The following is a 19,979-nucleotide window of genomic DNA, read 5'->3' on the forward strand; positions in this document are numbered from 1 at the left end:
GGATCGAACGACCATGCCTCAACCTGATTTTCTGCAACCGACCGATCTCTTCCCGCAGCGCCATATCGGCCCGTCGGAAGACGACATCCGCGACATGCTGGCCGTAGCCGGCATGCCCTCGCTGGAACATCTCTGCGATGTCACGGTCCCCCAGGACATCCAGCTGCGAAAGCCGCTGAACTTGCCGTCGCAGCGAGGGGAGCAGGCCGTGCTGGGCGAGCTGAAACAGATGGCCGCCCAAAATCGTGTCTACCGTTCGCTCATCGGCATGGGCTATTACCATTGCATCACGCCCGGCGTGATCCAGCGGAATATTCTGGAAAACCCCGGCTGGTACACCCAATACACGCCCTATCAGGCCGAAATCGCCCAAGGCCGCCTCGAAGCGCTGGTGAATTTTCAAACGATGGTCGGAGATCTGACCGGGTTGCCCCTGGCTAATGCCTCCTTGCTGGACGAGGCGACTGCCGCCGCAGAAGCCATGGCCATGTGCTTGGCTATCACTCGCTCCCGGGGCGAGGAGCGGACAGAATTCTTTGTCTCGCAGGATTGCCATCCACAGACCCTCGCGGTGCTCCAAACCCGCGCTGACCCCCTAGGGATCACCATTCGCTCAGGCCCCAATGCCTCGATCAAGTTCTCGGATAAAACCTTATGCGGATTGTTGCTCCAATACCCGGGGAGTGACGGCTACGTCGGTGACGTCAGCGGCCTGGTCGCTCAAGCCCATGAGGCGGGAACACTCGTGGTCGTCGCCACAGACCTACTGGCCTTGACGCTCTTGCGTTCCCCGGGAGAGTTCGGCGCCGACATCGCCGTGGGCTCCAGCCAGCGGTTCGGTGTTCCTATGGGATTCGGCGGCCCACATGCTGCGTTCTTAACCACCAAGGAAGAATTCAAGCGCCAGATGCCCGGCCGCATCGTCGGGGTCTCGAAAGATGCGACTGGCAATACGGCCTACCGGTTATCCCTCCAAACACGCGAACAACATATCCGGCGGGAAAAGGCCACGAGCAACATTTGTACGGCCCAGGTGCTCTTGGCCGTCATGGCCGGCATGTTCGCGGTGTATCACGGCCCCGACGGTCTCCGCCGCATCGCGCAGCGCGTGCACGGATTGACACTGATGCTCGCCGAGGGCTTGCGCCGTCTCGGCTTCGACGTAGGTCCGGAATTGTTCTTCGATACGTTGCGCGTCCGCGCGCCCAAGAACCAGGCCGATCTGATCCGCGTCAGAGCGACTGAACGGCACATCAATCTCCGGACCCATGAGGACGGATCCCTCGGGCTCTCACTCGATGAAACCAGCACCGAGCACGAAGTCGGAACGCTCTTGGAACTCTTCGTCGGCCATGACCGCCTGCCCTTCCAGGTTATCGACCTCGCCGGCGCCGTTGAGACCGGCTATCCCAATCCATTGGCACGCACTAGTTCCTATCTCACACATGAGATTTTCAATCGCTATCATTCCGAGCATGAGATGTTGCGCTACTTGCATCGGCTTCAGGGGAAGGATCTGTCGCTCACGCATTCGATGATTCCGTTGGGCTCCTGCACCATGAAGCTGAACGCAACAGCGGAAATGCTCCCCGTGACCTGGCCTGAATTTGCCCATCTCCATCCTTTCGCGCCGGCAGAACAGACGCAGGGGTACCAGGAATTGTTCCGGCAGCTGGAGTCCTGGCTGGCGGAGATTACGGGATTTGTCGCCATCTCGCTCCAGCCCAACGCCGGCTCCCAGGGTGAATATGCGGGACTGATGGTGATTCGTGCGTACCACCGGGGACAGGGTGCGCCCCATCGGGATGTGTGCCTCATTCCTGTGTCGGCCCACGGCACCAACCCCGCGAGTGCGGCGATGGCCGGGATGACGGTGGTCGTCGTGGCCTGCGACAAACAGGGAAATGTGGATCTCGCCGACCTGGAAGCGAAAGCCGTGCAGTACCGCGACCGGTTGTCGGCCTTGATGCTCACCTACCCCTCAACGCATGGGGTCTTCGAAGCGGACGTGCGGCGGATCTGCCAGATCGTCCATACTCATGGCGGGCAGGTCTACATGGACGGGGCCAACATGAACGCACAGGTGGGACTCTGCCGGCCCGGCGACATCGGCGCCGACGTCTGCCATCTGAATTTGCACAAAACGTTTTGCATCCCGCACGGCGGAGGCGGCCCTGGCATGGGGCCCATCGGCGTCGCCAGGCATCTCGCGCCCTACCTCCCGGGGCACCCGGTGACGGGGCAGGGAAGCCGCGAGTCGATCGGTCCCGTGTCCGCAGCCCCGCACGGAAGCGCAAGCATTCTGCCCATCTCCTGGGTGTACATCGCCCTCATGGGCCGTGACGGTCTCAAGAAGGCCACGCAAGTCGCCATTCTCAACGCCAACTACATGGCCAAGCGGCTGGAGAAGCACTACTCCATCGTCTATACGGGAACGACGGGACATGTCGCGCACGAATTCATCCTCGATCTGCGCCCCTTTAAAGAAACCTCCGGCGTCGAAGCCATGGACGTCGCCAAACGCCTCATGGATTACGGCTTCCATGCACCGACCGTATCGTTCCCGGTCGCCGGCACCTTGATGATTGAACCGACGGAGAGCGAAGGGAAAGCGGAATTGGACCGGTTCTGTGACGCGATGATCGCGATTCGTGCGGAGATCCAAGACATCACCGACGGGCGTCAACCCCGTACCAATAATGTGCTCAAGAATGCACCGCACACGGCAACCACCGTCACAGCCACGGACTGGAATCGTCCCTATACGAGAGAGCAAGCGGCATTCCCAACTCCAACTGTCAAAGCCAACAAATTCTGGCCGGCAGTCAGCCGCATCGATGAAGCCTACGGGGATCGCCATTTGATCTGCACCTGTCCTCCGATGGACAGCTACCAACCTTGATCCGTGGCATTGGTTCTTGCCTATACATGGAATGACCGTCACGATCTCCACCCGCACAGCTTTGGCTATCCTGTGTTGTCTCGTGCTGGGGGTACCAGGCAGTTGGGCACAATCCCCACCGGCCCGCACAACCACTGTCGACATGCAAGCGGGGCAGAGCTATCGCGCCGGCACCCGCGTTCGCGTGCCAAACGGCGTCGCTTCTTTTCTCATTCCAACAGGATGGCGCGGTGAGCAACTGGACAACCTGGCCGCCGTCCTCCTGGTCTCAGAAAAGGAGGCTGGATTTGTCCTCGCGTTCGCAATTCTCAACCAGACAGAAGATGACCTCTTTGCCCTACTCGGAGAACCGCAACCAATTTCCGAGACACTGGTGTTTGAGCCGGCAGGGCCCGTCGCCCGCAAGGGGAGCACATTCACGGCAACCTACGTGGCAGGCTCCTTAACTGGTCGAGGCATGGCGATCATGGTACCAGACTTGCAGGGAATTCTTTTTCTCCATGCAAGGCCGCAAAAGGAACCATCGATAACCCTCTCCCTCCTCGACCAACTGGCTGATCATGTGCAATTCATCCCGGCCGCGGGCAGCTCACCGTCTCCGTAAGAGCGCCCTCACCGCGAACGGCCTAACAGCTCTGCGACTCCCGGACAGCCTGACAAACGGCATTCACCCGTTGGCTCCTTCAATTGTACAAAACTGTCGCTTGCCGCTCCCCTTCTTTTGGGGCATTGTGCGATCGACCCCGCTTCGGCGATAACGGATCTTCACCACAGGGAGATGTTGAGACCATCATGCCTCAAATATTGAATTTCAGCGAGCACGCCAACGACGAAGAAGTCAGCTACCTCACCACGCTGTTGCTCTATCATCTCGTCGAGCGCTGCGGCGGTCAAATCCAATTCACCGTGAACGACGTGAATCAAGTCCGCGAAAACCTTTCGACCAAAATGGTTCAAATCCAACTCGGCGACGACGTCCGGCTTCGCATCATCGACCGTGTTCCGGAGCTGCAGTAATCACCGGTTTCGGCACCACCTTCCCCATAGTTGTCCTGCGACAACTCCGAAGAGAACATGACGACTAGGAGCTGACTACAGTAGACTATAGTTCCTATGCTGCACATTTCCTCACACGTCATTATCCCCGATTCAGAAATTCAGCTTCACGCGATGCGTTCGCAAGGAGCAGGCGGACAGAACGTCAATAAGGTCTCGACCGCGATCCATCTCCAGTTTGATATCAAGGCGTCTTCCCTGCCTCCGTTTTACAAGCAGGAATTGTTGAAGCTCAAAGACCACCGTGTGTCGCAGGATGGGGTTATTACGATCAAAGCTCAGCAGCACCGCACGCAAGAGCGGAATCGGGAGGATGCGCTGGAACGGCTCTGCCTCTTGATCAAGAGCGTGGCCATCCCTCGCAAGACGCGACGAGCCACGAAACCGACAAAGGGGTCTCAGACCAGGCGGATCGAAAGTAAAAAGAAGCAGGGACGGCTGAAGGCACTGAGAGGAACGATCGAGTAGCCGTCATTCGCCAGCTATAGGGCAAGCTGCATCATTCCCCCACAGTTGACGAATGACGACCGTCGATTGACAGATTACTCGACTGAGGCGAGTGACCCCAGAATATTGTACCCACCATCCACGTAGATCACCTCACCGGTAATACCTCGCCCTAGTGGACTGACGAGAAACAACGCGGTGTCACCGACTTCCCCTTGCTCGGTTGCGCGGCGCAACGGGGCAAACTCTTTGTGGTGATCGACCATTTTGCTGATGCCGGACACTCCCCGGGCAGCCAATGTTTTAATCGGCCCGGCAGAAATCGCGTTCACGCGGATGTTCTTAGGACCGAGATCGTTCGCCAAGTAGCGGACAGTGGCTTCCAGCGCGGCCTTGGCCACGCCCATGACATTGTAGTGCGGCACGACACGTTCTGCGCCGAGGTAGGTCAGCGTGACGACGGACCCGCCATTGGTCATAAGAGGCAGCGCGGCGCGTGTCACGGCGACCAGTGAATAGGCGCTGACGTCTAACGCCGTCGCGAACCCCTGACGCGTGGTGTTCACAAATTGTCCCGTGAGTTCTTCACGAGGGGCAAAAGCAATGGAGTGAACGAGGAAATCGAGCGTGCCGACTTCTTTGCCCACGTTCTGCATCATGGTCGTAATCTGCGCGTCATCGCCGGCGTCACAGGGAAACGCCTTTGCGCCGGGCATCGTCGCGACGAGTTCTTCCACATTCTCCCGCAACCGTTCATTCTGGTAGTTGAACATGAGCGTGGCGCCTTGACTGGCGGCAGACTGGGCAATGGCCCAGGCGATACTGTGCTTGTTGGCGACGCCAATAATGAGCCCTTTTTTGCCACTCAATAACATAATTGTGGGTACTCCTTGCGCTTAAAGAGAAGACGACTGTTGCGTGGCACGCCTGAAGGTCTTCACCTCATTACCAATTACGATTGATGTGTGACGATCGAGAAAGCCAGGCAACCGATGGCTGAAGATAGCACGATTTGCGGAGCGGTTCTAGGAGGGTGGGTTGAGAGGGGGGCGACTTAGTTTCCTTTGTTTCCCACGGCATGGAGCTGTGCGACCACCTTGGAGGCTTCCGGAATAAAGTCGTCGAGTTGTTGCGCCTTCGCCAACGTCAATGCCTCCGTCGCGAGCGTCACGGCATCCTGATGGCGGCCTCGCTTACAATAGCTCTTTGCCAGGCTGATCCGCGCGTTGACGGCTTCCGGCACCTCGTGAATGACATGACGAAGCACCTGTTCACCCTTCTCCGGATCGCCGCCCAGCATGGACGGAAGTCGTACCAGTAGCGTTCCTCTGGCAGAGAGGGCATCGAGATGATCGGGCTTGAGTTCGAGAGCCCGATTGAGCTCCTTCATCATGCGTCGAAATCCAAACACGGAAGACAGGCTCATCTCGCCGTCGATGCGCATCAATTCCCCGAGATTGCAGAACAAGGCAAAGTGGGCATCGGCAGACTGCTCGTCAGCCGCAACGGCTTGCTCCCCCAAGGACTGCCCCTTCTCGTAGAGAGCCGCTCGAGTAGCTCGGTCCGGCGCAATCCGCCCGTCGTGGCAGGCTTGCAAGGCTCCGGCAATGAAGTCCTGGGTGGTCGGCTGGGCCTCGCCGGAGGTCGTGCTCCCAATCCAAAATGCGATTGATGCGAAGATGACAAGACCGACTCGCTGCATGACTCCTCCTAGAGCGGGAAGCACAATCGTCGGTTTTTATACAGCAAGGCCGGTGCCAGGGACAAGCAAGAAAAAGCATCTGAATTTGTTTCATTTTACCATCCGGCTCCGTCTAACTCCAGACGTCCTGTGGCAGGAAGAAAACAGGCTGCGGTGAAAATACAACAACTAGGGGGTGAGGCAAACGTTATCGTGAGGTGATAACAAGGGTACTATTCTCAACGTGGACCGATGAAATCTGCGGGGGGAGCTGGAATTTTTCACGATTCTGGGGGGACTCAAACAGCTGGGCAACCACATGGCCGAGCGTAGCTTGTGGAATCGGCAAGGCTCCGAGCTTCCCCGCCGTCGGGGTCAGACGCACATATCCATCTCGGGTCTCCAAGGTCCCATCAAGCTGTAGGGAAATATCTTTCCCGTAGATGTGAAACAGGGCGTAGGCTTTGAGTTGATTGCCGGCCAGATTCATCCGAACGTCTTTCAGCGCGGACTGTACCTCTTCAACGGTCGCCGCACTTCCCGCTGGAACAGAGAGCCCGGCCTGCTGGGCTTGATGGGCTGACGCAATAGCAAGGTTGTCGCGCATCCATTGATTCAGCTCGGCTTCGCTCAGCGCGACGTGGGCCGCGCGGTTGATCTGGATCGACTGTTGGAGCAAGGCCATCTTCTCGGCCACTCGGTCGGCAGCCTGGGGATCCGATTGTATCGGCAAGGCCGGGGCTTGCCGGAGAATCGCGAGCAGCACCCCGAGGGTCATTGTCAGGGACATCCACGGAAGCACGCGGAACATCCGACTGATCCTATTGCGCTGGGGAGAGACGATTTCGACTGGTTCGCTGGTTTCCAGGGAAGCCCGCACTGATGGCGCTGGAACCTTGTACTTCGCAAACACGATTCCGCACCGGAGACACTCAAGGTCTCCCTGCTGATCGACTCCGCACTTCGGACAGGTCCTCACGGGATGCGGTGTGAGCGGCAATGGTGCATGCATGCCTCGACTGTAGTCGAGACTGATTGTCCTGACAAAGAAAACGATAAAAACTCACATGTCGGGAACCGCCGATTGGCCGGCGAGGGATTGAAGCGCTCGAAACGCGGCGAGCATGTCTGCATACCCGTAGTGGGCATTGCGGCCGCTGGGATTAGGCAAGAGAAAGATTGGCACCCCGGCAATATCGCTGCTGGTGGGGCCCAAAGGAATCCGTGCCGGTAAAGATAGTTCTGACCCGTACATGATGCGGTAGATCGTGATGCCCAGCAGCGCCACAATGCGTGGCCGATACTTCCGAACTTTTCGGGTCAGGGCCGCCATACCGTTACGATATTCTTGGGGCGAAAGACTGTCGATCCCGCGGCTTGGGCGGCCGACGATATTCGTCAGGCCAAGTCCCCAATCAGGAAGTCTACGATCTTCCTTGAACGTCAGTGGCTCTGTGACCAGCCGAGACTCATGGAGCAGCTTCCAGAAACGATTGGAAGGGCCGGCGAAATGATGTCCCATCTGAGCCGACCGCAGACCAGGATTGATCCCGACAAAGAGGATCCTCACGCCTGGTTGAATACGGTCGGACAGTCTCGCTCCTCTGTCCACGTCACCCCCGATCTTGATTGAGGCAGTTTAGTGGGGACTCAGCCAATCCGCCACAGGAATAAGAAGGAATTCCCCTTCATGGCCAGATTAGAGGAGCTACGTAACTATCTGAATATATAGACAAACTACACGCGTATAACATTCGGCATGCGGCTTGCTCAACACCTGGGCAGTGCCCGATTAGCGGCACGGATCTCAACAACCTTTCTGGAGGGATTTACTATGAAGAGCATGTTGATGGCAGTCATGGCAGTGGCAGTGGCCGTTTCGTTCAGCGCCCCTTCCTTCGCCGGCGAAGAGAAGAAGGACAAGAAGGATGAGAAGAAGGGTGGCCACGTGATGGTCTATGGCGAAGAGAAGAAAGACAAGAAAGACGAGAAGAAGGGCGGCCACGTGGTGTTCGGCGAAGAGAAGAAGAAGGACGAGAAGAAGGACAAGTAACTTCCGTCCATTTGGCGAGGCTAGCTGGCTTGAGAGGTTTCCCGCTTCACGCGGGAGACCTCTCGGGCGGTTCCCCTACCGCATCGCCTCTCTGATATAGACCGCCTGCAATCCCACAATCGTCTTGGCATCCCGGATCGTCCCGTCTTCGATCTTTCTGATCGCGTCGGCCAGCGGCATCTCAATCACGTCCAGGACTTCATCCCGATCGAGCTGTTGCCTTCCCTGCGTGAGCCCCGTCGCCTTGTAGACGTGAATCACTTCGTCGGCAAACCCCGGCGCAGTGAAAATGCTGGAAAGCAGCGAGAGTGTCGTCGCCCGATAGCCGATCTCTTCTTCCAGTTCTCGCGCCGCACAGCTCAGCGGATCTTCTCCTGGATTGAGCTTGCCTGCGGGAATCTCATAAATAAACCCGCCGGCTGCGTGGCGGAACTGACGGATCAGCACCACCGTGCCATCGTCTTTCATCGGAACGACGGCCGATGCGCCTGGATGACGAATCGTTTCCAGATCGACCGTCACGCCGTTCGGCAAGGTGACCGTATCGATGTTCAGCGTGACGACCCGGCCTTTGTAGATATGCTTGGTCACGGCCTGTCCGTTACGTACTCTTGGGCTTTCGATAGAACGGTGTTTTCACAATCTGCGCGGGGACGGCTTTCCCTCGAATATCAATCGTGATCCGCGTGCCGATGGCCGACAGTGCACATGGTACATAGCCCAGACCAATCCCCTTCTGCAGGATCGGTGAAAGATTTCCGCTGGATACCTCACCGATGGGTTCAGAGGAGCGGGCATCCAGAATCTTGCACCCATGTCGAGGCACAGCCTTTTCCAATAATTCAAATCCGACAAAGCGCTTGGCCGGTCCGCCGTCCTTCTGCGCAACCAGCTTCGCACGCCCGGCGAAATCACCCTTCTCGACGCTCACCGTCCACTCAACGGCCGCCTCGATCGGAGTGGTCGTTTCATCGATGTCGTTGCCGTAGAGGAGATAGCCCATCTCCAGGCGAAGCAGGTCGCGCGAGCCCAATCCGGCCGGCTTCAGTCCTTTCGAAGCTCCTGCTTCAACGATCCGCTCCCACAGCAGCCCGACACGATCGGACGGGACATACAACTCATACCCAAGCTCACCGGTATAACCGGTCCGCGCGATGAGAGTGGGAATCGACGCCAGCGTCGCCTCGCAGGTGTGGTGAAGCTTCAGTGTCGTCACCTCTGTGCCACCCAAGGCGATCATAATGTCTTTGGAAATTGGCCCCTGAAGAGCGATTTGGGCCATCCGATCAGAATGGTCTTCCAGGACGACGTTCGCGTCACGCGGGTGGGCTTGTAGCCAGGTCAGCACCTTGCCACGATTCGACGCATTGACACAGAGCAGATAGTCCGCCTGCTTCAACCGATAGACAAAGATGTCGTCCTTGATTCCGCCATCGTTATTGCACACCATGGAATAGTGCGCCTGACCGACCGCCAGCTTCGCCACATCATTCGTCGTGACCGCTTGGAGAAACGCCAGTGCGCCGACTCCCGATACCATCAGCCGGCCCATATGGCTCACGTCAAAGAGTCCGGCCTTGCTGCGGACGGTATAGTACTCGCCCAGTACGCCCGAATACTGGATGGGCATCTCCCAGCCGGCAAAATCGACCAATTTAGCCCCGGCAGCGCGATGTTGCGCAATGAGTGGCGTCTGTTTCATCGGTTTGACCGGTTACTGCACTCCAAGTAATTCAACATCGAACACGAGCGTGGCATGAGGAGGAATGAGCCCACCGGCTCCACGCGCCCCGTAGCCGAGGTTCGAGGGGATCGTCAGCTTGCGCTTCCCGCCGATTTTCATCCCTTGCACACCCTCATCCCAACCCTTGATCACCTGGCCCACACCGAGCCGGAACGAGAAGGGCTGTCCACGGTCCACGGAACTATCGAACTTCTTTCCATTCGTGAGCCAGCCGGTGTAATGAACGGAGACCGTCTGTCCCGCCTTCGCAGTGTCACCGGTTCCCATAACTTGATCGATGTACTGCAAGCCGGATGACGTCGTAATTTCTTTCCCTTCCGATGCCGATGATTCGCTCCCGCTCATGCTGCCTCCTACTCCCATAGATGGACTACACGTCACGATGATTGCGCCGAACACGATGGCTCGAAATAGTTTATTCATTGCGCCCCTGCCTTGGATGCCGGTTGGGCAAACAGCGCCATGCTGGCGGTGTACCCGTGAAGAAAGTTGCGCCCGCCGACCGGGCCGATCTCGCCTTGAGCAAAGAACCCGGCAACCGGAATCTGCCCCAATCGCTCCGTCAGCACGCCCGAATCATGATGCGGACGCCCGAACAGCCCCTGACCACGCCCGCAGCAGCTAAACACGAGGGCCCCGAGCGGTGCGTTCGGATGCCGCGCGCGATCGGCCGCGAGTAGCAAATGGAGATCTTCGCTCGCCGACTTGGCATCGCGAAGGTGAAACTGGACCGTCTGTCCTTCCTGCACCACATCGCCGATGGCCACCGCACCGGTCGTTTGGTCGGCGCCCACCAAATTGCGGATGAGAAAGTCGCCCCGTTCAAACCGATTGCGATGCTCGTCGATCACGATGCCGACGTGGAGTGCCCGATGCGCCCGGCGACGATCGTCGCCTCCGAGAGACTCGAAGACCGTTTGAAGCCGCGTCAAGGCCGGCGTGCCGCCCATCTCGTGCACGAGATTGTGCTCCGCCTTCGTCACGACGTAGCGCTCACCGATCGGACGGCACCCTTGTGAAATGACCGGGCGTACCGCAATCGGGCCGCTGATCCGAACCCCGACCAACCCGCTCTCAAAGGTTTGCCGTCCGAGAAACAGCCGATTCTCACCGGCATCTTGCCCGCCTCCGGCCAATCCTCCGATCGCCGCTGTGCCCGGATAGCGCTCTTCCAAGAGACTCAGGACATCCTGCATCGGAGTGGAGAACGGATCTGCGAGGAGGAGAAACGTGCCCTCTTGCCCGTCGGGTTCAGGCCAGCCTGGCAACGAAAATTGATCCTGGGTTTGCGAGAATGACAGTCGGACGGGAGTGAGGCTGACACCGGGAAGGCAGGCCGTCCACAGGGTGACGGCGGGAGACGTTTCCAATTCCTCCGCCCCGGCAATCACGCCTTCGCCGCTACAGCCGAGCGACACTCTCGCGCCCAACACATCCGTCATCGTCTCGGCGAGCAACTCAGCACGAGACACATGGTGCGAGGAAAAGAACACGAACGCAAGATCGGGCGTGACGCCGCCCAACTTGGCACGCACCTCATCCACCAAATCACGAGCGGCGGCTTCCGTATCGGGATTGCGGGACACCGCGGAAACGAAATGGAACGTCGCGGCCTGGATGGGGGATGTCGGAGACAAGCTGGGCATGGAGATCGTTGTCCCGTTACACGCCGGGATTCATGCGTTCAGATCGGTCACTCGCCAATTTCTTGTAGTACCGCCAGAGATACGAGTGATAGTCGTCGAGCTGCGCCAGCAAGTAATGCAATTCGGTTGGATCTTCCGTCTCCAGCGCACGCGTCATCCGCGTCTTGAGAAACTCGGCAAAGGCCTCCGTCTTCTCCACCGCCGTCAGAAGACGCAATCCGCCGCCAATTTGATACTCATTCATCGAAGCACACTCCTCGGCTCTATAGTTTCAAGGCAGGATAACGAGCCACCGGCGAGAATTGCAAGCGCCCAATTTCACCATATCTATCCGGACTCGCTTCGCGGGCGATGGAGCGCGCTCGTCTAGATCAACTCAGCATTCAGAGGCCTGCAAAGCCCCTCCATTATCCCTTCCCCAGAATGTCAGGGTCGTGATCCGGATGCTAAAGCCCTGAGCCGATCCAGATTGATGGCCTCTACGCGATGGTCATCGCGTCCGACCATCGTCGTCGCCATGGTGAGAGCGTTGAGAATGGCTTCTTCAGTGGCTTCGACCGTCGCCGCGATCATGGGATTCAGATGGGTGTCGGCGAGATGGGTCAGTGTATAGGTGGGTTCTTTGGGATAGTGCGGGATGACATTGGCAGTGGAGAAGGCGAGGATGAAATCGCCGCTGCCATGGCGTGCGGTCGAACCCGTTCGGGCGAGGCCGAGTGCGGCCCGCTTGGCCAGACGCGTGAGCTGGCGACCATCGAGCGGAGCATCGGTGGCGATGACGATGATGATCGAGCCTTCGCTCTGGCCGGGCGAGAGGGCTTCCGCTACCGCTTGAGGCGCTGCATACTGTTTCCCAACGGGCACACCTCCCACGACAAGTTCCGGTCTCCGTCCGTGGTTCGCATTGACCAACACGCCAATCGTATAGCCGCCTTCTTTTTCAGGCAATGCGCGCGATGCCGTACCGATTCCGCCTTTGAACCCATACGAGACCATGCCAGTGCCGGCCCCGACAGTTCCTTCTTTGACCGGGCCGCTGTTCGCGCTGTCGAGCGCAGCGATGACGTCCTGCTCAGACACGTGGCGGCCTTGAATATCATTCAGGCGCCCGTCATCGCATTCGGCCACAACCGGCGTGAGCGTGTCATCCTCGATGCCGATCGCCGGATATTGTTTGATCATCCAGCTCATGACGCCGTTCGCCACCCGCGGCACATTGAGGGTGTTCGTCAGCGCGATAGGATATTCCAGAAAACCCGACTCCGCTACCCAGGCCAGACCGGTCATCTCTCCCGTGCCGTTGAGGACGAAGGAGCCGGCCGCCACCTTCTTATGCCACACATCTTCGCGCGGAACGATGACCGTCACACCCGTGCGGACCGGCCCCTGTCCCGGCTTCAACGCCCCCTCCCCGGAGATGAGGGTCTGGTGCCCAACTCGGACGCCAGGCACATCCGTGATCGCGTTAAATTGACCGGGCGCATAGTTCCCGACAATGATTCCCAACTCGCGCACTCGCTGTCGCGCGTCGGTCCCCTCTGCCGCGCCCGCCATCGACCAGCCGCTCAGTCCGGCGAGGCAAACGGCTACTGCCAGCGCCACTCGCCTCCTAGATCTCATGGCTCGATCCTCGATGCGGAATAGTCACGTCGATGGAGGGATGTTCACTCTGAATCGCCACGCCTAACGACAGGGCCTGCTTCTCTTCGCCGTGGACGATAAAGACTTTGCTGGGGAGCGGATTGATGGCGCGTACGTAGGCCAGGAGATCGTTGCGATCGGCATGGGCCGAGAGTCCGTTGAATTTCACGACCTGCGCTCGCCGTTTCGTCGGCACCCCGAAGATCGGGACCACGTCCCAGCCTTCGACGAGCTTGCGCCCCAGCGTGTGTTCGGCTTGAAAGCCGACGAACACGATGACGTTGGCTTCATCTTCAATGGCGTGTTTCAAATGATGGAGGACACGGCCTCCCTCACACATGCCTGAAGAGGAGATAATAATCATCGGCCCCTTCATCGCATTGAGTCGTTTGCTGTCGTCCGGCGACGAGACAAAGCGGATATAGCGCGATGCGAAGGGATCGCCGTCTTCCGTAAACGTGCGGTAGGTTTCCTCGTCATAGCATTCAGGATGACGGCGAAACACCTCGGTGGCCCTGGATGCCAGCGGAGAATCAATATAGATGGGAATCGGATCAATGCGATCCTCGGCGACGAGTTCTTTGATCCGCATGACGAGCTCCTGCGTTCGCCCGACGGCAAAGGCCGGCACGATGATCTTGCTCTTGTGCGCTTTGGCGTGGGCGATTAGTTCCTCAGCCTTTGTTTTCATCGCCTCGCCGGCTTGGTCGTGCAGACGGTCGCCGTAAGTCGATTCCAGAATGAGCACGTCACAGGAAGGTGGCGGTTCGGGATCGCGCAAAATCGGCATATGCGATCGGCCCAGATCGCCGCTAAAGAGGACGGTGGTCGTATTTCCTCGAACCGTATACTTCACACGGACCGCGGCCGATCCGAGGATATGCCCGGCATCGTGAAACGTCGCCGTGACTCGGGGGGCAATCTTGACCGCATCATGATAACGCTCGCCGACAAAACGCCTGGTGATGGCCTCGACGTCATCGCTATCGAATAGAGGCTGCACGCACTTCTTGCCCCTCCGCCGCTCTTTTTTATTCACATAGCGGCAGTCGCTTTCCTGAATCCTGGCCGCATCCTGCAACATAATCGCGGTGAGATCCGCGGTCGCGCGCGTGAGGTGGACTTTGCCGGAAAAGCGCTGTTGCATCAACATCGGCAGGGCACCGGAATGATCGATGTGAGCGTGCGAGAGGAGGACGGCGGACAATCCCTTGGGATCAAAGCCGAGCTCACGATTCTGGATCGCCGCTTCTTCCCGCCTGCCTTGAAACATGCCGCAATCCAACAGGAGCCGGCAGCTGGACGTCTCGATCAGGTGCCGGCTCCCGGTTACCGAACGCGCCGCGCCATGAAAGGAGAGTTTCATTCCTTTGGCCTCACATCATGATTACGGGCAATTAAATCCCATGCTTCCTGCGCTGTCTCCGCATAGTGAAAGAGCCTCAGGTCTTGAGGCCCAATCAGTCCTTCCTCCACAAGGAATTCCCAATTGATCAACCGCTCCCAGAATGCCCGACCAACCAGCACAACACTGACCCCGGTCACTTTGCCGGTTTGGATGAGAGTCAATGTTTCAAACAATTCATCGAGCGTGCCGAACCCCCCGGGAAATGCAACCAGGGCTTTCGCACGAATGAGAAAGTGCATCTTACGAAGGGCGAAATAACGAAACTGAAAACACAACTCTGGTGTGATGTAGGGATTCGGGCGCTGCTCGTGCGGCAGGGTAATGTTCAACCCGATGGACTTGGCCTGCACATCTGCCGCTCCACGATTGGCCGCTTCCATGATACCCGGTCCCCCGCCTGTCACGATGACATACTCACATCGCCCGTCTATCTGGCAGGAACTGGATACTAACCGGGCAAACTCACGTGCGACCTCGTAATACTTGGAGAGTTCTTGTTGGCGCTTGGCGACTGAGACGGAGCGCTGGAAGGCTTGATCATTCGGCTGCTGAGCCGCTGCTCGTTCGGCCGTGAGCAGGGCCGCCTCCGCTGCAACGGGCTCCTGTAATCGGGCGCTCCCGAATACCACGATCGTGGATTGAATCCCCTGCTCCCTCTGAATAAGCTCCGGCTTCAAAAGCTCAAGCCCGATGCGGACGGAGCGAAGTTCAGCTCGTTGGAGAAACTCAGTGTCCTTGTCGGCAGGGATATAGGACGAGGAAGCGAGAATGGCGTCGGAGAGGGAATAATCTTCAGGAGAGTCCATGACCGGCATTATAAAGGGAGGAGTAGGGGGCAGCAAATGGAGAAACGGTCGTGCTCGGGCAAGGGTTCAGAAGGGATACGGATTGAATCGTGGGCCGGAAAGCTGGCGGAGAAAACTTTGATGTGTCACAACCCAATTCTGGTCACAAAGAAGCTCGAACGCATCAACCCCGAAACCGCTACGAGAGATGATCAAGTCAGGGTCGACTGGAGACCAGGGCTTTACCAACCACCCAAAGTTTACCCGTGAATACTTCATGTCGAGGAAACGATAGGTGGCTACGACTCCAAGGTAGGAGTCGGTAAGAGAATCCGGCACGCCGAGCTTTCCGATGACATCGCTGAGAGTGGTTTTCCCTGGTTCGATGAACGCCACATCATTTGGTGTGATTGGCGTATTTAACTTAACCCGGATGACGTTACAGCCGGCTGCGGTGAGGCACAAGAGCACGATCAAGAGGCTATGGCAAGCCCACCATCGACGAGTGGCCATATCAATCTCCGAACGGCCAGAACCGAAACTCCATCCCATCTGTACGCTTGGAGACAATGACGTCCTCGACGGTTCCTTCTCGATTCAGAATCACAAACAAATCGTCGCTTTTAATAGAGAGTCGTGAAAAGTTGACAAGAATCAACAGGAGGCTTCCTGCTTTGGCATCGTACCGATAATACTGATAGACATCTCGTCCGTTGACTTGCAGCAATCGATCAGGCGCACCAAGTGCTGCGAGCACTTCGGCTTTTGACGATGTGCCCTTCTTGATGGAGGCGACGGCATCGGCCCTGATTTCATCGCCGAGGGTGCCTCGGCTGAAAGCACATCCTTGCGTGCACATGAGGCCTATGAGTGCCATTCCAAGAACACGTCTTACTGACATATAGCACCTTCCTCCCTACGCTTCGTCCGGACGATCTTTTAGGCTGTGGACATGCCCCAGTACAAAATCTGTTTCAAAGACGGAATAGGATGACGGCTTGAGACCGACCCGTCGATAGACGTCTTGGGCGACGCTGTTTTCTGACTCCACATAGAGACGTACGCCGCAGACACCAGGATCGGCCCTCGCTCGTTCAATCACCTTCCCATGCATGGTCCGAAAGACTCTCTGTCGCCGCCAGGACGGATCGACATACACGCTTTGGATCCACCAAAATGTGGCATTGCGCCAATCGCTCCATTCATAGGTGATCATCAGCTGACCGACTACCCGCCTGGTCTGTGGCTGCTCGGCCACCATGAAAAATCCGTGAACGGTCGAGTTCAGCAAAGCCCGCGTTCCCCGTTGAAGGCGATCGGCATCCAGTTGCCTCCCCTCAGTTTCTAAGGCCATCGCTTGACTGAATGCGACAAGTCGTTCGAGATCCTCGAGACGCCCCTGCCTGATAGTCCATTCTTGATGAATTGTCATACTGATCGGGGTGGGTGAGGAGGTTGTAACCAGCCGCCCGCTGGCTTGAACAATCCTGCAGAGAATTCCATCTTCATCGCATCCTCTGCTGGCAAATTGAGGGCACGCAATTCCTTTTCCGGGACAAAGGCAAGGTAACCGGTAAACGGATGGATTGCTGTCGGAACAAAAACCATCAATAATCGATCGATCGGTGCGACTTGAAGGACGGAGGGAGCGGTTCCCATAACAAATCCCAACGCCCAGAGTCCGTCACGAGGGAACGGGAAGGCCACCACCGTACTTTGACCGAATCTTGACCGAAAGTTCAGGATATCGGTCATGCCCTTCATCGTTAGATAGATGCTGCGCACGAGAGGGATTTGCTCCAACTTCTGCTCCACATAAGAGATCAGTCGTTGGCCAATGACATGCGTCGTGAGCGCTCCTACTATTAACACTAGCGAAACAAGCATGATAAGCCCAAGACCGGGGACGTGGCGAGACATATGATCCCCCACCACGTTATTCAGTACTTCGTCGAGTGTCTGAAAAAGGGCAGCGAGAATCATATAGGTCGCCCACGCTGGCAGGAGCAAGAAGAGACCGGTCGCAAAGACTCGCCAGATATCGCGCAGCATGGCACTCCACTGGGATGATGTTGGCTGACAGTTGTGCTCAAGTGTAACAGAAACCACCATCCTACAGAAGAACTCCGTGTGCTCTTGAACTCACTGTACGCGGTACACTATTCTTAGGGACCGCTGGAATTCTCAACGCCATTGCCTGCGCTTGATGAAGGGGAACCATGATGGCTATAGACAAAGATCTGTTAGCAATTCTTTGCTGTCCTGAAACGAAACAGCCTGTTTCGCTGGCAGATGAAGTGCTCGTTCGACGGATCAACGAGGCCATTGGTCGGGGAGGGCTACAGAATAGGGGCAAACAAGGCGTCACGCAACGAGTCGACGGCGGTCTCGTACGCGCCGATGCAAAGATCTTCTACCCCATTCGTGAGAACATTCCAGTGATGCTGATCGAGGAAGGAATTACCCTCGAACAAGTGGGATGAAGCAGGTTTCTTGCCGGAGTGAATCCAACCCCGTCTAACTGCAGGCGAAGCAACTTGCCGAATTCTCTCCCAAGGGAAGGTGCGCCTTACCCTTCCGAGCCGTCTAAACTGAGACAGCTTTAGCCTCTTGAAATTCCGAGATCTACACTGTGGGTATCGGTCTTGGAGCCGGTGGAAGTCCCGCAGTGCTGACAGAGGTATTCATAGAGATTGCCCGATGGCAAGACGAGCAGAAGCCGTTCTCTCGTGGGTGTGGCAACGCGACAACGGGGGCAATACAAGAGCGACGCCTGGAGTGCGCCGAATTGATCAGCCGGTTGCGACGCTTTGGCGGGTGAGTTCCTCATCGGCGTGCCGATCGGCCCTGATTTTCTTGGAAGCCATTTGGGCGGAACAGGCATAGGATGATTCTATGCAAGGAGAAGCCGAGGGTCAACGGAGTCAGGCAGACTCTTGATTGATGTTTGGGATAAATAGATAGAAGGGAATGGCCCACTAGTCACCGGCATCCTGTTCTAGCTCAGATCGTTTGGTATGGACCCGTGACCAGAGGAAGCGCACCGCTTGCACGAGAACGTAGATGAACAACCCGCTGAGGAGACCATACAGGCCAGCTCGGCTCCAAGGCCATATGTCTGGAGCGTGCAGGACAAAGCCTAGCGCGAGATGCCCCCCTGCCCCAAGGCAGAGGGCGAAGATAATCCACTCTCGAGCCAAGGCCATACGACGCGCCTGTAGAAGGGGGGAAGAGGACGTGAACCGGGAAGCACACGCCCCGCACAGTAATCTAGACGGATGTCTTAGCTGACTCGATCTCGGTCGCAGTGATGAGACTGGACAGGTAATCCGATACAAAATTCAGGGCTTCTTCCCTGCCATCCGCTCGGCGCCCTTTTTCACGTCTCTGCACCGACAATTCATGATCGAGATCGGACTTCACTTCACCCAGCACACGCTGAAGCGACGACGGCGTCAGATTGGTGTCCATATCTTCGAGTTCCTGGCACCGATCGAGCACCCAGTTGAGACCTTCGATACGCCCGGCATAGTGCTCTTGCTCCGCTGTATCGATACGGGCCATCGCCGTCGCAAAGGTTTGGGCCTCATAAATGAGGTTGTAGAAGCTAGTGACGGCTCGCTGCAGGCTTGAGTTCATGATGCTCCTTCATCTGAAAAAGTTTAACCTCTCAATTATACATGAGAACCTGCTAGCAACAAGGAAAATTTTCTCGCCGGCTAGGTAAAGAGAAGGGAATGGAATTCGTTCATAAAGCCATAGTAGAGCGGCGCAAAATCTTTCAGGCTGTCGGGGCTGGTTTCTTTCAGGCGCTTGAAGAAAAACACCTGGGCGCGCGGGTCAAGCTGTTCAAGTAAATGGCTCAATTGCGCCATCGTGTAACTACCTGCCGGAACGCTGAGAATATAGTGAACCAGCCGCTCCACGAACTGTTGCCCTAAATACTCAGTGGCGACATATTCTTGCGGAATTTTCCCTGACGCCAAAAGCTCATCAAAGGGGACCGCTTGTGCAGCGAATGGAACAGATGGTTTTGGCTGACCAGTCACCCAAGTTCCTCCACGATCATCGCGGGAATAGGAAGCATCTTTTGACTGTACGTGAGGCCTGGGAACCCGTCAAGTGTACAGATGGGCCAGTTATCTGGACCAAAAGGCTGATATGGCATGGACAGCGGGGTCAAAGAGAACTACTTCGACAGTCCATTGAGTGACTCCTCAAAAATATGAGGATGAATGAGCAGGAAAATCCGACCACAGACTTCTCTCAAAATAGGTGAGGGGCGGAGTTCCCGAAGGAACCCCGCCCCTCACTGAAGCGATCCTGACTTAAATTACAGCCAGGTTACGCGCTCGGCCGGCCGAATGTAGATCGGCTCTTCGACCTGAATACGCGCCACTTCCTTGCCCGACTTGTTGAAGCCCAGGACGGTATCGTTGTACATCTCGAAACGCTTACCGTGGATCTGGGTCTCAAACACCTTCGGACCAGGGATGACGTCGTACCGGAAGACGATCTGCTGACTGGCTCTCCAGAGCTGGAGGACCGCCAACAGTTCGCGGCTGGGCACGAGATACTTCTCGATGGCGTTGTCCACGCCCGGGCCAAACATCTGC

25 protein-coding genes are annotated in these 19,979 nt (G+C 57.3%); 6 read left to right on the forward strand and 19 right to left on the reverse strand.

What is annotated here, in order from left to right; all coding sequences use genetic code 11:
• Window positions 1–13 precede the first annotated feature (13 nt).
• The 4 genes from gcvP (at window position 14) to arfB (ending at window position 4,426) form a co-directional block, all read left to right on the forward strand.
• Window positions 14–2,902 (forward strand): aminomethyl-transferring glycine dehydrogenase, encoded by a 2,889-nt coding sequence (gcvP, locus tag Q7U39_05435; protein MDO9117377.1) that lies wholly within the window; start codon window positions 14–16, stop codon window positions 2,900–2,902.
• A gap of 82 nt (window positions 2,903–2,984) precedes the next feature.
• Window positions 2,985–3,506: a hypothetical protein gene (locus tag Q7U39_05440; GenBank protein MDO9117378.1), complete on the forward strand. Its 522-nt coding sequence runs from the start codon at window positions 2,985–2,987 to the stop codon at window positions 3,504–3,506.
• Window positions 3,507–3,694: 188 nt separating this feature from the next.
• Window positions 3,695–3,919: a hypothetical protein gene (locus tag Q7U39_05445; protein MDO9117379.1), complete on the forward strand. Its 225-nt coding sequence runs from the start codon at window positions 3,695–3,697 to the stop codon at window positions 3,917–3,919.
• 96 nt (window positions 3,920–4,015) lie between these two features.
• Window positions 4,016–4,426: an alternative ribosome rescue aminoacyl-tRNA hydrolase ArfB gene (gene arfB / locus Q7U39_05450; GenBank protein ID MDO9117380.1), complete on the forward strand. Its 411-nt coding sequence runs from the start codon at window positions 4,016–4,018 to the stop codon at window positions 4,424–4,426.
• A gap of 74 nt (window positions 4,427–4,500) precedes the next feature.
• Here the strand turns inward: arfB and Q7U39_05455 are convergent, their stop codons facing one another.
• From Q7U39_05455 to Q7U39_05470, 4 genes are all read right to left on the reverse strand, one after another.
• Entirely contained in the window at window positions 4,501–5,280 is a 780-nt protein-coding gene (locus tag Q7U39_05455; protein ID MDO9117381.1) for an enoyl-ACP reductase, read from the reverse strand.
• Between the two features lie 179 nt (window positions 5,281–5,459).
• Window positions 5,460–6,107, reverse strand: a complete 648-nt coding sequence (locus tag Q7U39_05460; protein MDO9117382.1) for a hypothetical protein — start codon at window positions 6,105–6,107, stop codon at window positions 5,460–5,462.
• 187 nt (window positions 6,108–6,294) lie between these two features.
• Entirely contained in the window at window positions 6,295–6,897 is a 603-nt protein-coding gene (locus tag Q7U39_05465; GenBank protein MDO9117383.1) for a hypothetical protein, read from the reverse strand.
• 252 nt (window positions 6,898–7,149) lie between these two features.
• Window positions 7,150–7,698: a mismatch-specific DNA-glycosylase gene (locus Q7U39_05470; protein ID MDO9117384.1), complete on the reverse strand. Its 549-nt coding sequence runs from the start codon at window positions 7,696–7,698 to the stop codon at window positions 7,150–7,152.
• 222 nt (window positions 7,699–7,920) lie between these two features.
• Here Q7U39_05470 and Q7U39_05475 point away from each other — a divergent pair, with 222 nt between their 5' ends.
• The gene (locus tag Q7U39_05475) at window positions 7,921–8,139 is read left to right on the forward strand and encodes a hypothetical protein (GenBank protein ID MDO9117385.1); all 219 of its coding nucleotides are present in this window, start codon (window positions 7,921–7,923) and stop codon (window positions 8,137–8,139) included.
• A 75-nt stretch (window positions 8,140–8,214) separates the two neighbouring features.
• Here the strand turns inward: Q7U39_05475 and Q7U39_05480 are convergent, their stop codons facing one another.
• From Q7U39_05480 to Q7U39_05535, 12 genes are all read right to left on the reverse strand, one after another.
• Window positions 8,215–8,730: an NUDIX hydrolase gene (locus Q7U39_05480; GenBank protein ID MDO9117386.1), complete on the reverse strand. Its 516-nt coding sequence runs from the start codon at window positions 8,728–8,730 to the stop codon at window positions 8,215–8,217.
• Between the two features lie 10 nt (window positions 8,731–8,740).
• Complete coding sequence (gene gcvT / locus Q7U39_05485; GenBank protein MDO9117387.1) at window positions 8,741–9,841, reverse strand: glycine cleavage system aminomethyltransferase GcvT; 1,101 nt, start codon at window positions 9,839–9,841, stop codon at window positions 8,741–8,743.
• Window positions 9,842–9,853: 12 nt separating this feature from the next.
• A complete protein-coding gene (locus tag Q7U39_05490) occupies window positions 9,854–10,228 on the reverse strand; it encodes an FKBP-type peptidyl-prolyl cis-trans isomerase (GenBank protein MDO9117388.1) in 375 nt (124 codons plus the stop codon).
• Between the two features lie 74 nt (window positions 10,229–10,302).
• Window positions 10,303–11,529: an FIST N-terminal domain-containing protein gene (locus Q7U39_05495; protein ID MDO9117389.1), complete on the reverse strand. Its 1,227-nt coding sequence runs from the start codon at window positions 11,527–11,529 to the stop codon at window positions 10,303–10,305.
• A gap of 16 nt (window positions 11,530–11,545) precedes the next feature.
• Complete coding sequence (locus tag Q7U39_05500) at window positions 11,546–11,773, reverse strand: hypothetical protein (protein MDO9117390.1); 228 nt, start codon at window positions 11,771–11,773, stop codon at window positions 11,546–11,548.
• A gap of 182 nt (window positions 11,774–11,955) precedes the next feature.
• The gene (locus tag Q7U39_05505; GenBank protein MDO9117391.1) at window positions 11,956–13,149 is read right to left on the reverse strand and encodes a P1 family peptidase; all 1,194 of its coding nucleotides are present in this window, start codon (window positions 13,147–13,149) and stop codon (window positions 11,956–11,958) included.
• Window positions 13,139–14,536: an MBL fold metallo-hydrolase gene (locus tag Q7U39_05510; GenBank protein MDO9117392.1), complete on the reverse strand. Its 1,398-nt coding sequence runs from the start codon at window positions 14,534–14,536 to the stop codon at window positions 13,139–13,141. The genes Q7U39_05505 and Q7U39_05510 overlap by 11 nt, the downstream gene beginning before the upstream one ends.
• Window positions 14,533–15,384, reverse strand: coding sequence for a TIGR00730 family Rossman fold protein (locus Q7U39_05515; protein MDO9117393.1), 852 nt, complete (start codon window positions 15,382–15,384; stop codon window positions 14,533–14,535). The genes Q7U39_05510 and Q7U39_05515 overlap by 4 nt, the downstream gene beginning before the upstream one ends.
• A gap of 66 nt (window positions 15,385–15,450) precedes the next feature.
• Window positions 15,451–15,876: a hypothetical protein gene (locus tag Q7U39_05520; GenBank protein ID MDO9117394.1), complete on the reverse strand. Its 426-nt coding sequence runs from the start codon at window positions 15,874–15,876 to the stop codon at window positions 15,451–15,453.
• A gap of 1 nt (window position 15,877) precedes the next feature.
• The gene (locus Q7U39_05525) at window positions 15,878–16,240 is read right to left on the reverse strand and encodes a hypothetical protein (protein ID MDO9117395.1); all 363 of its coding nucleotides are present in this window, start codon (window positions 16,238–16,240) and stop codon (window positions 15,878–15,880) included.
• Between the two features lie 39 nt (window positions 16,241–16,279).
• Window positions 16,280–16,795, reverse strand: a complete 516-nt coding sequence (locus tag Q7U39_05530; GenBank protein MDO9117396.1) for a GNAT family N-acetyltransferase — start codon at window positions 16,793–16,795, stop codon at window positions 16,280–16,282.
• Entirely contained in the window at window positions 16,792–17,415 is a 624-nt protein-coding gene (locus Q7U39_05535) for a DUF502 domain-containing protein (GenBank protein ID MDO9117397.1), read from the reverse strand. The genes Q7U39_05530 and Q7U39_05535 overlap by 4 nt, the downstream gene beginning before the upstream one ends.
• Before the next feature lie 167 nt (window positions 17,416–17,582).
• Here Q7U39_05535 and Q7U39_05540 point away from each other — a divergent pair, with 167 nt between their 5' ends.
• Entirely contained in the window at window positions 17,583–17,846 is a 264-nt protein-coding gene (locus tag Q7U39_05540) for a Trm112 family protein (protein MDO9117398.1), read from the forward strand.
• A gap of 787 nt (window positions 17,847–18,633) precedes the next feature.
• On the opposite strand, the gene Q7U39_05545 is transcribed toward Q7U39_05540, so the two are convergent.
• The 3 genes from Q7U39_05545 to Q7U39_05555 all read right to left on the reverse strand — a co-directional run.
• Window positions 18,634–19,002 (reverse strand): hypothetical protein, encoded by a 369-nt coding sequence (locus Q7U39_05545; protein ID MDO9117399.1) that lies wholly within the window; start codon window positions 19,000–19,002, stop codon window positions 18,634–18,636.
• Window positions 19,003–19,082: 80 nt separating this feature from the next.
• Window positions 19,083–19,412 (reverse strand): hypothetical protein, encoded by a 330-nt coding sequence (locus Q7U39_05550; GenBank protein MDO9117400.1) that lies wholly within the window; start codon window positions 19,410–19,412, stop codon window positions 19,083–19,085.
• A gap of 284 nt (window positions 19,413–19,696) precedes the next feature.
• Window positions 19,697–19,979: nitrate oxidoreductase subunit beta (locus Q7U39_05555; GenBank protein ID MDO9117401.1), on the reverse strand; the 283-nt coding region annotated here is incomplete at its 5' end.

The sequence above is a fragment of the Nitrospira sp. genome (genome assembly GCA_030653545.1).
GTDB lineage: Bacteria > Nitrospirota > Nitrospiria > Nitrospirales > Nitrospiraceae > Nitrospira_D.